Origin of the sequence: Nannocystis punicea, assembly GCF_026965555.1 — a bacterium.
In the GTDB taxonomy this organism is placed as follows: Bacteria; Myxococcota_A; Polyangia; order Nannocystales; family Nannocystaceae; genus Nannocystis; species Nannocystis punicea.
In genome coordinates, this window is record NZ_CP114040.1 from 10,681,588 (window position 1) to 10,697,020 (window position 15,433).

General features: G+C 73.7%; 8 protein-coding genes. 3 read left to right on the forward strand and 5 right to left on the reverse strand.

What is annotated here, in order from left to right; all coding sequences use genetic code 11:
- Window positions 1–100 precede the first annotated feature (100 nt).
- Together O0S08_RS40945 and O0S08_RS40950 are read left to right on the forward strand one after the other, a co-directional pair.
- Window positions 101–1,921 carry a WD40 repeat domain-containing protein gene (locus tag O0S08_RS40945; RefSeq protein ID WP_269034947.1) on the forward strand — a complete coding sequence of 607 codons (1,821 nt, stop codon included), beginning with the start codon at window positions 101–103 and terminating at the stop codon, window positions 1,919–1,921.
- A 294-nt stretch (window positions 1,922–2,215) separates the two neighbouring features.
- Window positions 2,216–3,859 carry a glycosyltransferase family 87 protein gene (locus O0S08_RS40950; protein WP_269034948.1) on the forward strand — a complete coding sequence of 548 codons (1,644 nt, stop codon included), beginning with the start codon at window positions 2,216–2,218 and terminating at the stop codon, window positions 3,857–3,859.
- Between the two features lie 58 nt (window positions 3,860–3,917).
- On the opposite strand, the gene O0S08_RS40955 is transcribed toward O0S08_RS40950, so the two are convergent.
- From O0S08_RS40955 to O0S08_RS40970, 4 genes are all read right to left on the reverse strand, one after another.
- Complete coding sequence (locus O0S08_RS40955; RefSeq protein ID WP_269034949.1) at window positions 3,918–6,593, reverse strand: sensor histidine kinase; 2,676 nt, start codon at window positions 6,591–6,593, stop codon at window positions 3,918–3,920.
- Window positions 6,594–6,842: 249 nt separating this feature from the next.
- Window positions 6,843–9,749 (reverse strand): serine/threonine-protein kinase, encoded by a 2,907-nt coding sequence (locus O0S08_RS40960; protein ID WP_269034950.1) that lies wholly within the window; start codon window positions 9,747–9,749, stop codon window positions 6,843–6,845.
- A gap of 147 nt (window positions 9,750–9,896) precedes the next feature.
- Complete coding sequence (locus tag O0S08_RS40965) at window positions 9,897–12,005, reverse strand: hypothetical protein (RefSeq protein ID WP_269034951.1); 2,109 nt, start codon at window positions 12,003–12,005, stop codon at window positions 9,897–9,899.
- 164 nt (window positions 12,006–12,169) lie between these two features.
- A complete protein-coding gene (locus tag O0S08_RS40970; RefSeq protein ID WP_269034952.1) occupies window positions 12,170–12,598 on the reverse strand; it encodes an ABA4-like family protein in 429 nt (142 codons plus the stop codon).
- A 116-nt stretch (window positions 12,599–12,714) separates the two neighbouring features.
- On the opposite strand from O0S08_RS40970, the gene O0S08_RS40975 reads away from it, so the two are divergent.
- Window positions 12,715–13,617, forward strand: a complete 903-nt coding sequence (locus O0S08_RS40975) for a hypothetical protein (protein ID WP_269034953.1) — start codon at window positions 12,715–12,717, stop codon at window positions 13,615–13,617.
- A gap of 122 nt (window positions 13,618–13,739) precedes the next feature.
- On the opposite strand, the gene O0S08_RS40980 is transcribed toward O0S08_RS40975, so the two are convergent.
- On the reverse strand, window positions 13,740–15,266 hold the full coding sequence (locus O0S08_RS40980) for a hypothetical protein (protein WP_269034954.1): 1,527 nt from the start codon (window positions 15,264–15,266) through the stop codon (window positions 13,740–13,742).
- Window positions 15,267–15,433 lie beyond the last annotated feature (167 nt).

A 15,433-nucleotide genomic window follows, 5' to 3' on the forward strand; every position in this document is an offset into this window, starting at 1 on the left:
GACATGTCTCTTCGGACAGGCGTAACAGCGCCTTTCACCGGCCATCCCCCGCCCTTGAAACCTGCCCGCCCGCGCTGTTATCCCGTCACCTACCCCCCGTATGTCCTGGGATCCGCCCGACCTCGTCCCCATCTTTCGTCGCTACGCCGCCCCCGGCGCGCCGATCCTGCAGATCTTCCTCGGCAAGCCGCACGCGCTGGCCTTCCTCGCCGACGGCTCGCTGGTCGTCGGCGGCAGCCGCGAGCTCACCGTGCACGACCCGGCCGCGCCGACGCCCCCGCGCGCGACGTTCGACCTCGACGGCGGCGTCGAGTGGATGACCGCCCACCCCGACGGCGTGTCGGTCGTCGCCGCCGTCCGCAACTCCCGCGGCAGCGCGGTCGTCCGCGTCTGGCCCGCGGCGGGGAAGATCGTCCGCCTGTTCACCGCGCCCAGCTTCGGCTGGATGTTCATCGGCAACCTCTCGCCCGACGGCACCCAGCTGGTCTGGCGCCGCTACGGCGAGCCGCCGACCCTGCACACCGTCGACGTCGAGACCGGCGCCGAGCTCCGCGAGCTCCCGCTCCCGCAGGCGACCATGAGGGCCGCCGCCCTCGCCGTCCGCCCCGACGGCGCCGTCTACATCAACGGCGAGGAGGGCGGGCACCTCGTCCACCCCGACGGCCGCGTCGAGGCCTGCACCCACTTCGACAGCTTCACCGCCCCCTTCTTCGTCGCCGGCGGCGGCGTCATGACGATCAACGGCAGGCGGTTCGGCCCCGTCGAGGGCAAGCTCGAGCAGTTCCCGGGGCTGAAGGACAGCGCCAACGGCGGCTCCATCAGCCACGACCGCCGCCACCTCACCTTCCACGCGGCGCGCTTCGTGCAGGTGTGGGACGTGCTCGCGCGCAGCGTGATCTTCAGCGCCGACCGGGCCGCCCTCGGCGGCGGGTGGCGCGGCCAGGCGGCGGCGGCCTCGGCGACCCACGTGGCGGCGATCGAACACCTCGAGGCGACCGTGGCGATCTGGCGCATCGACCAGCCGGCCGAGCCGATCGCCAAGCTCGGCGGCTACGGCCAGGGCGCGGGCCGGCTGTCGTTCCACGGCGACTCGCTGACGGTGAAGGTGCTGCTGCCGCTCCACAAACAACACATGGTGACGGAGATCGACCTGCAGAGCGGCGCGGCGCAGTCGCTCAGGGTGGGCCAGATCCACGACTTCGTCCGCACGCGCGACGGTCAGCGCATCGTCGCCCTCCGCGAGGGGTATCATCAACCGATCGGCGTCCTCCACCTCGACGCCGCCGCCGCGGAGCTCGAGGAGATCGAGGTCAAGGCCAACGGGGGCGCGCTCGCGCTGGCGCCGAACGACGCGACCTGGGGCTTCCTCGGCTACCGGTACACGGACCGCGAGCCGAGCGTCCAGGCCCAGTGGCGCGCGTTCGGGGCGACGAAGTGGGCCAAGACGGTCAAGGGCCACAGCCACTGGTACGCCCTCGAGCTGTGCGACACCGCCGCGGCGGTGATGATCGGCCCCGACCTGTCGGTCTTCCCGCTCGGCAAGTCCAAGCCGCTCTTGACCACCAGCATCGCAGTCACCCCGCGCGCGCTGGCGCTGAGCCGCGACGGCGCTTACGTCGGCCTCGCCTGCGACGAGGGCATCCGGCTCGTCCACGTCGCCTCCGGCGTCATCACCGAGCTGAAGTACGGCATCGGCCACGAGCCCCACTGGCCCAAGTGCATCTGCTTCGACGAGCGCGGCGTGTGGGTGTTCGTCGGCTTCCCGAACGGCGCGATCACCCAGCACCGCGTCGCCACCGGCGCCCTGGTCGCCGTCCTCCACGGCCACAACGACGACGTCCGCGCCCTCGCCTGGCACGACGGCAGCCTGTGGAGCAGCAGCGAGGACGGCACCATCCTCCGCTGGGGCGACCTCGGCTGAGTCTTTACGGACATGTTCGATAGGACATGCCTGAATAGGCATGCTCTACAAGACATGTCCGAATCGCCACCTCCCTCGCCGCCCGCGAAGACCCTCGCCCGCGCCGCCGGGACTTCGCCCGGGGTCGCGCGCTCGCGGACTCGTCCGCGCGGCCGCGGCCGGCGTCATGTTTCGCGCCGCGCCTGCGACCAGGCTCACACCGGCGCCCCGCCCCGCCGGCCCCGTGCGTGCGGCACGTCGCCGCATGCGGCGATCTGCGCCTGAACGCGCGCGAGTTTTGGGTACACCATCGCCATGCCGTCCGGGACCGAATCGGTGTCGCGGCCGCGCCTCCTGGTGGGCGGGGTCATGCTGTTGCTCGTCGCGCCGATCGTCGTCCAGGGGTTCGTGCGCCTGCTGTCCTCCTGGACAGGTGAGCCCCACGCCGCCCTGCCGGTCACCCTCGCGAGCCTCCTCGCCGTCGCGCTCGCGTGGGCGGTCGCCCTCGTGCGCGGCGCGGTTCACCCGCTGGTGGCCTGGTGCGCCGCCGGGCTCGCCGGCGGCTTCTTGCTGCTCGACACCGGCGCGCCGCTGTCGTCGCTGGCGACCGCGGCGATCGTCGGCGGTCTGACTGCGGCCGGCCTCCCGCTCGCCGCCGCCCGCGCCCCGCTGCCGCGCGGGCGCGTCACCGCGGCGCTGTGGGGCCTGCTCGCGGTCGTCGCGCTGCTGCAGTTCGGGCGCATGAGCGTGTTCATGGCCGACCCGAGCCAGCGCTGGGGCGCCCTGGCCGAGGCCGAGTTCATGTCGCAGCACTCGTGCCTCACCAGCTACGTCCACGGCGCCGAGCTGGCGCGCCGCGGCGACGCCAACATCTACGACGACCGCTACGGCTCCCACCCGGAGCATCCGGTCCCCGAGCTGCCGTCGGCGATCGACATCGGCCCGCTGACGATGGACACCTACGAGTACCCGCCGCAGTTCCTGCCGCTGCCGCGGCTGATGCTCGCGCTGTCCGACGAGTTCATGGCGATCCGCGCCCTGTGGTTCGCGCTGACGACCGCGGTGTTCATCGCCGTCAGCCTCGTGCTGGCCCGCTGGCTCGGCGGCGAGGCCGAGCGGCGCGCGCGGCTCCTGCTCGTCGCCATCGCCCTGTCGCCGCCGCTGCTGATCACCGCCTACTTCGGCAACTTCCAGCCGATGGCGATGGGCCTGTCGGCGCTGGCGATGTTGTGGATCGTCGAGGGTCACACGCGCCGCGGCGCGGCCCTGCTGGCGTTCACGATCAGCGCCAAGATCTTCCCCGGCATCCTCGGCGTGTGGCTGCTGGCCTCGCGCCGGTTCGCCGCCGCCGCCTGGACCGTGCTGTTCTCCGGCCTGTGGGCCGCGCTCGCCCTCCTCCTGTTCGGCACCCGCCCGTTCGACGACTTCCTCGGCTACCACCTGCCCCGCCTCGCCAGCGGCGAGACCTTCGCCTTCCTCAGCCTGCCGCTGCCGTCGATGTCCAACCTCGGCGTGTTCGGCCTGCCGTTCAAGGCCCGGCTGGCCGGCTGGGGCGGCAGCGAGGCCGACGCCTGGGCCCTCGCCCGCCAGCTCTCGTGGGTCTACACCCTCGTCCTGTTCGTCGTCGCCCTCGCGTCGGGCTGGCGCCGCGCCACGCCGACGACCAGCCACGGCCGCAGCGTCCTGCTCGGCGAGTGGTTCGGCCTGCTCGCGCTCGGCGCCATGCGCAGCCCGTTCGCCCCGCCCGAGGCGCTGATCCCCGTGGTCTGGGCCCTCGGCTTCCGGGCCGCCGCCGCCGAGCGCCGCCGCGAGGTCGTCATGGTCGTCGTGGCCTGGGTCGCCATCATGATCGTGATCCCGGTGCCGTCGCAGCCCGCCGCCGTGTTCGCCCTCGCCGTCCAGGCCGTCGTCTACGCCACCGCCCTGTGGCTGGCCCTCGGCGGCCGCGGGAGGACATGAACAATCGGGCATGTTCCATCGGGCATGCCCATCCGGACATGCTCTCTAGAGCATGTCCTCAAGACGCGGCCGCCGCCCCGGCGCGGGCGATCGGCAGGCTGAAGCGGAAGGCCGTCTCGTGGCCGCCGCTCTCGGCCCAGATCTTGCCGCCCTGGGCCTCGACCAGGCCGCGGGCGATGTACAGCCCGAGGCCGAGCCCCTCGGCGCGGCCCTCGACGTGGGCGCGGTAGAAGCGGGTGAACAGCCGCGCGACCTGCTCCGGCGTCAGCCCCGGCCCGCGGTTCTTCGTCGACACCACCACCGTCCCGCCCGCGACCTCGGCCGTCACCATCACCTCGGCCTCGGGGTCGCCGTACTTGAGCGCGTTCGCCAGCAGGTTCTCCATCACCTGCTCGACGCGCCCGGCGTCGGCCAGCACCGGCGGCAACGAGCGCGGCACGTGCACGCGGATCCGCCGGTCCGCGTCGGCGCAGGTGCGGGCCGCGACCTCGACCAGGAGGTCGTGCAGGTCGACCGGCGCGCGGGTCAGCGTCAGCCGGCGAGCGTCGATCCGCGACGCGTCGTAGAGGTCGCGGATCATCCGGCCCAGGCGGTCGATGGCCCCGCGGATCCGCGCCAGCGCCCGCGCCGCGGTCGTGTCCGGCTCGACCGCCGCCGTGCGCGCCAGCGCCTGCGTCGACATCGAGATCACGTTGAGCGGCTGCCGCAGGTCGTGGGCCACGATCGCCGTCCACTCCTCGCGCAGCCGCTCCATCTCCTTGAGCACCGAGATGTCCCGAAGGACAGACACCGCCCCGACCCGCCGGCCGCCCGCGTCGGCCAGCGGCGACGCGCTGACCAGCACCGGCACCCGCCCGCAGTGGGCGTCGTGGGCCACCAGCTCGCGCCCGCTGCAGGTCTCGCCGAGCCGGAGCGCGCGCATCAGCGGCAGCTCGGTCCACGCGACCGCGGCCCCGTCGGACGCGCGTAGGTCGAACCCGGGCGCGCCGTCGGCGGAGGCGATGAAGCGGCGCGCGGCCTTGTTGTGCGACAGCTGGCCGTCGGCGTCGACCAGCAGCACCGCCTCGGGCATGCCGTCGAGCACGCCCTGCAGCCACGCCTTGGCCAGCGCCTCCTCGCGGTAGAGGCGGGCCAGGGCGGTCTCGGCGGCCTTGCGGGCCCGCATGTCGCGGACGAACACCTGCCAGCGGCCGCCGCGGATGGTGGCGCTGGCCTCGACGGGGATCCGCACGCCCTCGGCGTCGACGAGCTCCCAGTCGCCGACCTGGACCGCGCCGCCGAGCAGGGCGTCGCGCTCGGCCACCAGGCGGGTCGCGTCCTCGGCCGGCACGAAGTCGAGGATCGACCGGCCGACGACCTCCGCGCAGGCGCGCCCGAGCAGCCGACAGCCGGCCGCGTTGACCTCCTCGATCACGCCCGACGAATCGGCGACGAAGATCCCGTCGGACGCGTGCTCGAACAGGTCGGAGTAGCGCCGCTCGGCGGCCTTGCGCTCGCGCTGGTCGCGGATGATCGCCGCCATCCCCACGGTCCGCCCGCCCGCGTCGCGCACGATCGCCACCGACAGCACCACCTCGATCCGCGTGCCGTCCTTGGCCACGCGCACGGTCTCGTACGCCGGCACGCGCTCGCCGCGGCGCAGGCTCTCGATCAGCAGCGGCAGCTCTGCGCGCCGGTCCTCCGGCACGATCGCCAGCACCGAGCGACCGACGATCTCCTCGCGCCGCCAGCCGAACAGCCGCTCCGCCGCCGGGTTCCAGCCGATCACCGTGCCCTCGAGCGTGCGCACCAGGATCGCGTCGTCGGCCTGGTCGACGACGTCCCGCCACAGCCGCAGCTCGTCGGTGACCACCGCGCGCGCCTCGTCGACGCGGTTGAGCGAGGCCGCGGTGAGCAGCGTCAGGCCGACGGCGATCGTGGCGCTGGCGGTGGCCAGGAGCGCGTGCGACAGCGACAGGCCGGGGCTGTCGCCGCGGGTCGCCGCCAGGACGACGAACCCCAGCAGCGCCGGCCCGACCAGCGCCGGCCCGAGCAACCGCCGCGCCATCGACCCGCCCATCCGCGTCGAGGTGACGATCGCCACCACCCCGCGCTCCGGCCGCGCCAGCAGGACGCTCGCCGCGAGCAGCGCCAGGCCGAGCGCCGTCGGCAGCGACATCCCGCGCAGCGACAGCGGCGAGAACTGGAACAAGATCTCCGCCTCGTACGCGTGCCCGGTGAGCACCGCCGTCACCACCACCGCCGCCACCAGTACGGGCGCCTCCGCCGGCCGGCTGCAGCGCCGCCACGCCGCGTCGAACAGCAACAGGCTGCCCCCCAGCAGCGTCAGGCACAGCGCAGTCGTCGCCGCCGAGCGGTAAGGCAGCGGTTGTGGCGTCGGCGAGTCCCAGCGCGAGAACACGCTGTCGAGGCGCAGGTCGACCCCGGTGACGTCGTAGCCCAGGGTCGCCCCGGCCACTGCGAACACCACGAACCCGCACAGCTGACCGGCGGCCCGGCGGCGCGGCGCCAGCACGCGCGGGGTCAGCAGGAGCACCCCGGCCGCCAGGAGGATCAGGCTGACCGCGGAGTTCGGGGTCATGACGGGCCGCCCGGGGATGAACGCCTGCAGCACCGCGCTGCCGCTGGCCCAGCCGAGCAGACCGAGCACCCCGAGCACCGCCGCCGCCGACGCCAGGCCGCGCGCGAGCCGCCGCGAGCCGGCGGCAAGCCCAGGCTGGGATGCTGCTCGCACGCTGCGCACGCTCATCCTCCCGCCCGCGAAGCATGACACGCGGCCCCGACGCCGCCGGACGCCCGGCCCCCTCCCCGCCCGCCGCGCCGCCCGCCGCGTCCGGCTGAAATGTCCTATCAGACATGTCCTTCAAGGCATTTAAAATGAATCACGATGCCCTTTTGGTCATGCCTTAAGAAACATGTCCGATGCAACATGCTCTCTCCGACATGCCCTCGAGGACATCTTTATCTTTTAGAAATTCTCGCGTCAGCCCGGGTGCTCGACCAGCCAGGCCTCGATGTGCCGCTGGGCCTCGACTGGTTCGGCGAGCGGCAGCCCCTCCGCGGCCGCGCGGGCCAGGGCCCGGCCGGCCGCGCGATCGCGGCGCCAGCGGAGCGACGCCGCGGTGAGGTGGTCCTGCACGATCTCGAGCCCTGCGGACGGGTTCGCGGCCACGATCGCGCGGCTGCGGGCCCGCAGCGGGGCGGCCTCGGCCTCGCGTCCGCTGGCGGCCAGGGCTTCGGCGAGCGCGTTGGCGGCGAAGCCGACGGTCACGTGGTCCGCCCCGAACACGCGCTCGCGGATCGCCAGCGCCTGCTGCAGCGGTAAGGCCGCCCCGGCCGGGCGCTCGGACAGCAGCATCACCATCCCGAGGTTGTAGAACACCCACGACGCGTCGCCGCTGGCCTGCTCGCCGTGGGCCCGGGCGATCGCCTCGGCGCGGCGCAGGTGGCCCTCTGCGCCGGTGAAGTCGCCGCGCGCGGCCAGCTCGAGCCCCAGGTTGGACAGCGGCGTCAGCAGGCCCATGTCGGTCGGCCCGCGGGCCTCCTCGGCCAGCGCCAGAGTGCGGCGGTTCAGGGCCAGGCACTCCGCGTCGCTGCCGGAGTGGCACGAGGCCACCGCCAGGCCGCCGAGAGTGTCGGCGACGGCCGGGTGCGCCGCGCCGAGGCTGCGCTCGCGGATCGCCAGCGCCCGGCGGAAGTGAGCGAGCGCGTTCGGGTAGTCGAGGCGCAGCACCGCGATCCGGCCGAGGTTGTGCAGCACCACCGCGACGTCGGGGTGGTGCGGCCCGAGCACCTGCTGGCGCAGCGCCAGCGACTCGCGCAGCAGCGCCTCGGCCTCGTCGAGCCGGTTCTGGTCGGTGCGCGAGGACGCCAGCGCGTTGGCGGCCCGCACGTAGTCGAGCGGCGCCTCGCGCTTGCGCGGCTCGGCCAGCGCCAGCGCCCGCGTCTGCACCTCGGCCGCCTCGACCAGGCGGTCGGACCCCGCGAGGGTCAAACCGAGCGCCGCCAGCTGGGCCAGCCGCGGCGTCGGCGGGTCGCCGATCCGCCGCAGCTTGGCGTCGGCGACGTCGCTCCACAGCAGCGCCTCGGCCGGCTCGCGCAGGCGCACCCCGTTGACGTGGCTCAGCTGGGTCGCGCTCATCGCCGCCACCTCGTCGTGGCCGGCCTCCTCGGCCGCGGCGAAGGCCCGCTTCAGGGTCGCGCGCGCCCCCGGGTAGTCACCGGCCGCCGCCTGCGCCGTGCCGAGGCGGACCAGCGCCTCGGCCAGCGCCGGCCCGTAGCCGATCGCCTCCGCCGTCTCCACGCACGCCTGGGCCGCGTCGCGGGCGGTCGCGAACCGGCCGGCGTCGAACTCCGCCTTGGCCGCCGCCAGCCGGTCGCGCAGCGCCGCGACCGCCTCGACCTGCGCCGGCTCGCGCGGCGGCGGCAGCCGCTGGGCCTCGGCGCGCAGGGCCGCCAGGTCGGCGCAGCGGGCCAGCGGCGTCAACGCGCCCGCCGCCTGCGCCGCCCCGCGCACCGCGTCGACGTCGGCCGCCTGCAGCACCCCCGCCACCGCGCCCAGCTCGGCCCGCCGGCGCTCGAGGCAGCCGTCGTGCAGCGCCTGCACCTCCGCCGGCAGGCCGCCCGAGTGTCGCAACAGACATGCCCTCTCGGTCATGTCCTGAAGTTCAGCCGCGTACGCGTCGAGCCGGTGGGCCGCGGCCGCCCAGGCGTCGGCGGCGAACGGCGCCGCGGTGGCCAGCACCGCCGCGCGCGCGGTCGCCCGGCCGCCCTCGTCCCAGCCCGGCAGCAGCGCCGCCGCGGTCCGGCAGCTCTGCGCGACCTGACCTTCAGGACCTGTCCCCGCGGCCATGTACCCGAAGCCAGCCGCCGCCACGATCGCCGCCAGCGCCCCGGCCGCGATCAGCCGCCGCGTCCGCCGCTGGGCCGCCTCGGTCAACGCGGCCAGCAGCGAGGGCATGTCGGGGAAGCGGGCGTCGGGGTCGAGCGACAGGCCGCGGCGCAGCACCGCCGCCACCGCGGCCGGCACCGAGCCCCGCGGCGCCCGCAGCTGGCCGGCGAACACCTGCGGCGCCAGCTCCTCGACCCGGCGGCCGACGAACGGGCGCGACCCGTACAGCCCCTCCCACAGCGACACGCAGAAGCCGAACTGGTCCGAGCGGGCGTCGGCCGGCGCGCGCATCATCTGCTCCGGCGCCATGTAGGCCGGCGTGCCGAGCAGCGTCCCCGCCTCGGTCAGCGGCCCCGACAGCGCCGACGCGTCGGACGCGAACAGCCGCGCCGAGTCGGTCAGCGCCTGCGGCAGCCGCGGCGGCGCCCCCGGCTCGTCGTCGGTCTGCGCCGGCGCGCGGGCGATCCCGAAGTCGACCACGCAGACCCGCCCGGTCCCGTCGATCATCGCGTTGTCGGGCTTGAAGTCGCGGTGCACCAGCCCGGCCGCGTGCGCCGCCGCCAGCCCGCGCCCCGCCTGCACGTAGGCCGCCAGGACCTCGCGCCAGCTCCTCGCCTGCCTCTTGTGCCATGTCCTCAAGGTCAGGCCGTCGAAGAACTCCATGGCCAGGAACACCCGCCCGTCGGCGCTGCCGACCGCGTACACCTGGACCACGTTGGGGTGCGACAGCTTGGCCAGCGCCTGCGCCTCGCGCAGCATCCGCGCCCGCCCGAACGAGCCCTCGTGGTCGCCGCCGTGCATCCACTTGAGCGCGACGCAGCGGTCGAGCTCCTCGTCGTAGGCCAGGTAGACCGCCCCCATCCCGCCGACGCCGAGCTGGCGGATCACCGTGTAGCGGTCGATGCGGAACGGCTGCGGCGCCGCGACGTCCCGCGGCGGCGGCCCGGACTCGTGCCGCGTCGGGACTTCGCTCGGGTCGCCTGTCGCCGCCGGTTCCACCCTGGCAGCTTCAGCCTACCGAGCCGCTCCCGCGGCGGGAACGCGGGCGCATCACTGTCCCGCAATTTGGCGACACTCGCCGCGCAGGTGCGTACTCGGGTGCTCGCCGAGCCCCGCGCGCGTTCGAGCGATGCGCCCGCGCCGCCGTCACTCCGGGTCGCACGGTCCGTCGCAGAAGTTCTCGATCTGCCCACCTGGCCGGAGGAACATGTCGATCTGCTCGCGGATCTTCGGGTTGCGCCGCACCATCTCGTGGACGTTGTACTCGTCGGCCGGCTCCGGCGGGATCTTCGCCTCGACGCCCGGCAGCTCGGGCACGTGGAAGTCGACGTTGACCGCGGCCGAGCCCGCTGACGGCGCGGGTGTGGTCTGCAGGCCGTAGACCGGCTGGGCCGGCGGGTCGAGCAGATCGATCCCGGTCGCGCGCAGGAGGAGCTGGCTGGCGAGGTTGTTGACCGAGTGGTCGCCGACCCCGTACGAGAACAGGATCTTGCGCTCGGGGCTGTCGTCGTACGGCTGCTGCAGCACGCGCGGCGCGTAGGTCAGCGGGTCGACGCGGTCCCAGGTGTGCTGCGACATGGCGATGAACTTCTGGATCGCCAGCGGCTCGTCGCCGATCACCACCTTGACGATGTCGAACAGCATCGAGAACGAGCCCGAGCGCGTCATCATCAGCGAGTAGGGCCCGCCGCCGACGTCGAGCACCGCCTTCTCGACCACCGGCGACAGCGCCATGAAGGTCAGGCCGAAGATCGAGCCCTGCGAGATGCCGTACCAGTAGACCTCGTCGGGCGCGTAGAGCAGCTGGTCGAACGCCTTCAGCTCGGCGCTGTCGGCCAGCGTCGTCTGGATCGCGTACGACAGCGCCAGCTGGTTGGCGAAGCCCTGGTGGAGCCGGTCGGTGAACAGGAACACGTTCGACGGGTCGTCGAAGATCGACTCGACCACCGCGCTCTGGTCCTCGAGCGCCATCCCGGCCCACTCCGTGGCGACCATGATGAACTTGCGCTCGGTCGAGAACGCCCGCATCGCGCTCCAGTTGATCTCCTCGCGCTCGCCGAAGAACCCGTGGCCGTACTGGATGATGCGGGCCGGCTCGAAGTCGGCCTCGAGCGGCCACACCGACTTCGGCACCTGCAGCGTGAACGGCACCCAGATCGTCCCGTTGGCCGCCGGCTTGCCATCGGGCCCGCGGTGGATCCGCGCCATCGGCTCGTCGGCCTCGAGGTACAGCGGCACCTCGAACTTGCCCTCGACCCGCAGCGCGAACTCCTCGCTGTAATCGGGGATCACGTTGTCGAACTCGACCGCCGGCCCGCTCTGGCCCAGAGTCGCGATCACGTCCTCGCGGATCGCCACCAGGTCGTCGGTGTTGCGCGCCTCCGAGGCCGTCGTGAAGTCCCACGCCAGCTGCAGCCCCGCGCGCGCCACCCCGGCCTGCTCGAGCACCGGGAAGATCTGCTCCTCGTAGCGCTGCGCCAGCGGCTCCAGCACCGGGTGGCCCGCGACGTCGCCCTGCAGGACGTGCGCGAAGCCCAGCGGCGGCGCCACGGCCGTCCCATCGGCCGCCACCAGCCCCTGGAACGCCACCACGTAGCGCGCGCTGTCCTTCAATCGCACGAACGGCCGCACGATCAGCGCCTGCCGCGTCGGGTCGTCCGTCATCGCGTCGAGCTCGACCCAGTGCGGCACCAGCTCGCCGGTCTCGGCCTCGATGAGCAGCGTCGGGCTGGTCGCCGCCAGCGTCGCGTCCCCGCCGTCGGTATGAAAGGTCAGGTTCGCGGTGTCGATGCCCTCCGGGAACAGCGCCAGGATCGGCATGTGGTGCGAGAAGCCGTCGGCCGCGTGCGACGCCAGGTTGTCGACCGGCGCGCCCATCATGGTCTTGGGGACAGCCGGCTCCGTCAGCGCCACCCGCACCCCGTTCGGCAGCGCCGCGTCCTCGACCAGGAAGAAGTCCGACGGGTACGGCAGCATGCAGTCGGCCGCGTACGCGATCGGGTTGCAGCCCTCCGGCACCTCCGCCGGCGGCAGCGGCTCCCCGGTCGTCGGCTCCCCGGTCGTCGTGGTCGCGTCGGTCGTCGCCTCCGACGTCGTCGGCGTCCCCTCGGTCGTCGGCGCCTCGGTCGTCGTCGGGTTGCTCGTCGAGGTGGTGTCGTCGGTCGTCGCCGGCCCGGCATCGCCGCAGGCCAGCACCATCAGCGCCGCCAGCGACGCGAGACACGAACAGGAGAAAGGCAGCCGCGAAGGATTCATGATCGAGCGATCATAGGCGCCGCGGGCCCGCGTGGGAGCGCCGCGGGGCCGCGTCGACGCAACGCCGCTCGCGGGCCCGCTCACCCTCGCCAGCCCCCGCACGTCCCCCGGAGGGCGCTTTCGCCCTCACGCGCGCAGGCCCGCGAACGCCGGCCGGAGCCGCCTCACGGCCGCCCGGACGGCAGCGCCCGGCGCACCAGCGCCACGTACAGCAGCAGCCCGACCGGCCCGAGCATCAGCGTGGCCACCTGGCACGGCACCACCTGCCAGCGCGGGCAACCGCGCGACGCCGCGTCGCGACCGATCCACGCCCCGATCCACAGGTCGAACGCCAGGTAATGCACCCACCCCGCCAGCATGAACCACGGCTTCTGGAACTGGCGCAGCACCCCCTCGAGCGAATTGAAGTCGCGGAACGCGTCGAGCTCGAGGTGCGGCACCAGGACCGCGATGTAGACCGCCGCCAGCAGCAGCGAGAACAGCCCGCTGTAGACCAGCCGCTGCGTCACGCGGGCGCGAGGCGCCAGCCACAGCAGCACCCAGCCGGCCAGCGCCGCGGTATTGAGGATTGTGAACAGTCGATGCGGATCCACCGGCCGCATCCTTTCACAAGTCCGCCGCGCCGCGCACCCCCGATTCGCTCACGCTCGTCTTGCAGCGACCGCGGCGAACCGCCGCCGGCTCGTCGGCCGGGCGTATGCTCCCGCACATGCGCTCATTCTGCCTTATCAGCCTGTCGCTCGCCCTCGCCGCGGGCTGCGGTCCCTCGCCCGGGACGACCAGCGGCACCACCTCGGACGACTCGTCCGGGTCCCCGAGCGAGTCGTCCGGGAGCGAGGAGCCCACGACGGGCATGTCCGATGGGACATCCACCTCGGCGACGGACACCACCGGCGCTCCGACCACCGGGCCGGCGACGACGACCACCACCACCACCACCGAGACCTCGGCGACCGACACCGACGCGACCACCGGCGGAGCCGTGTGCGGCGCGCCCGATGCCGTCGTCGCCCAGTGGAGCATCGACTTTCAGGGCGAACGACCCGAGAGCGTATCGGCGCCGTGCACCGTCGATACTGCGACCGAGAGCCCGCCGGAACGGACCATCGCGTTCGACTGCACGATCGACGGCGCGGCGCAGGAGGTCCACCTCGCCTTCACGCGCGCGCCGTTCCCCGCGCAGGTGTTCTTCCCGGGCCAGGAGGTCCAGCTCGAGTACCGCTCGGAGCAGCCCTTCTGGCTCAATCAATGGTTCTCGCTCCGCGCCGCCTTCGACCCGACGCGCATGATCTTGGGGGGAGCGAGCGCCGACCGCCTTGTCCCGGACGGCGCCACCGCCGAGGAATTTTACGCGACGCCCATCGCGGTCGAGGACGGCCTGTGCGAGCCCGGCGACGCGCAGTGCGGACTGTCCGAGCGGCTCGCGCTCGCCGTGACGTGGCTCGAGGTCACGATCGAGGTGTTCGACGGCCAGCACGGGTCGCTCGACAACCTCCCGGGCAGCTACAGGGTGTGGCTCGAGAACGCCGAACGCGCGGTCGAACCCGGGATGTGCGACGACAACCCGCCGGCGTGGTTCCAGGCGCTGATGGAGATGCACATCGGACCGTAGCGCGGCCCGGGCGAAGCGCGCACCGACTGCCTGTTCCACGCCCCGATCGACGACGCGAGCTCCATGCGATCACCGATATGTTCGCCGCAATTGGCCAGCGGCGCGAACGGCGACCGATTCGCTCACCACCCCTCGTCCACGCGCTCGCGGAACAGCTGCAGCAGCGCGAGCTCGTCGGCCGCGAGCTCGCCGACCGGCGCCGACTCGAGCGCCTCGCGCACCGCCCACCCATCGCCGGAGAACAGCCGCGAACGATCTTCCATCACCACCAGCCAGCGGCGCGCCGCTGGGGCCAGCGGCCGCTCGAGCAGGCAGAGCAGCGCCCCCACGGCCTGGGAATCCTCGAGCTGGAACGGCTCCACGTGCTCCGTCGCCAGCACCTCGGCGATCGGCTGCAGCGCCTCCCACGGAGCTCTGCGGCCCGCTGTCGCCAGCGCCGACAGCACCGCCGACCACCGCGACAGCGCGGTCTCCATCGCCGCCGACACCTCTGACCACGACAGCCGCGCCGAGACAGCATCCCTCGCCGCTCCGACCGCCGCCGCGAGCAGGGACGCGTGGTGCTCCGAGCGGGCCCAGCGCTCCAGCATCTCCTCGTCCAGCTCGGCCAGCGCGATCGCCTGCACCTCGGATGACGCGAGGTCATGACGGCTCAGCTCCCGCGCCGCCAGCAGGCGCAAGGTCCGGTGCGGCGCCTGCAACAGCCGCGACAGCCCCGCGCTCAGCGTCGCCGCCACCTCCTCGCCGGCGAGCAGGAGCACCAGCGCCGCATCCTCGTCGCTGGCGGGCGTCACCACGCCTTCGCTACAGGCGCCCGCGAACCGCCGCAGCAGCACCTCGACCTCGCCCCCATCCGCCAGCGCCGCATTCACCTGCCCCAAAAGCCAGGCTCCCGCCGCCGGCGAGTACGGCGGCCCGAGCAGCTCCGTCACCGCCCCGGCGTCGCCCGCGGCCGCCAGCGGCGCCAACATCTCGAACGAGTAGCTGCGGCCCGCCTCGACCAGCGCCCGCACGATCGCCTCGCGCCCGCGCTCCCACGACGTCAGCGCCTCGATCAGCGCCGCGTGGTCGGCCGACCGCGCCCAGCGCGACAGCATCGAGCGCTGCAGCGCCGCGTTGGCCTCGACCTCGACCGCGCGACGGAGCACCGGCGGCACCGCTTCGCCCAGCTCGAACAGGCGGTCGCTCGCGCGAGCGCGCGTCGCCACATCGGCCGCCGAGAGCCGCAGCTCGAGCTCGGCCGCCAGCGCGTCCCAGGCGAACCGGGGGTTCGCCTCGACCAGCTCGAACACCAGCTCGGGCTCCTCCGCCGCGGCCGCGCGCACGCGCAACATCGCCGGCACCGGCGAGGGCGCCACGCGGATCAGCCAGCCCAGCGCCTCGCGCCGGATCGCCGGCTCCGGGTCGAACTGGGCCACCGCCTCGAGCAGCTCCACCTCGCGCGCCGCCGCGAAGTTGAGCAGGAGCAGCCGCCGATGACCCGCGTCGGGCCCGCCCGCGCCGATCGTCGTCAACGCCTGCCCGCGCGTCATCAGCCGCCAGCACGCCAGCGCCCGGTCCTCCGCTGCCCCGTCCTGCGCCGCCGCCCGCAGCGTCGCGTCGTCGATCGCCGCCGTGTCGGCGTACGAGGCGAACCGCCGCCCGGTCACCTCGACCCCCTCGCGGCCGCGAACAACCTGTCCCTCCGCCCAGCCCCGAGAAATCGCCCGAACTTCGCCAAATCCATCACCCCGACCTATGACATGTCCATTCGGACATCTCGCAACCGCACCGCCTCGAGTCGCCGCATCTCACTCCATGTCGTGCCCGGCCCTCA

Coding starts and splice junctions, on each gene's coding strand:
- O0S08_RS40945 (WP_269034947.1), top strand. CDS start 101: ATGTCCTGGGATCCGCCCGACCTCGTCCCCATCTTTCGTCGCTACGCC.
- O0S08_RS40950 (WP_269034948.1), top strand. CDS start 2,216: ATGCCGTCCGGGACCGAATCGGTGTCGCGGCCGCGCCTCCTGGTGGGC.
- O0S08_RS40965 (WP_269034951.1), bottom strand. CDS start 12,005: ATGAATCCTTCGCGGCTGCCTTTCTCCTGTTCGTGTCTCGCGTCGCTG.
- O0S08_RS40975 (WP_269034953.1), top strand. CDS start 12,715: ATGCGCTCATTCTGCCTTATCAGCCTGTCGCTCGCCCTCGCCGCGGGC.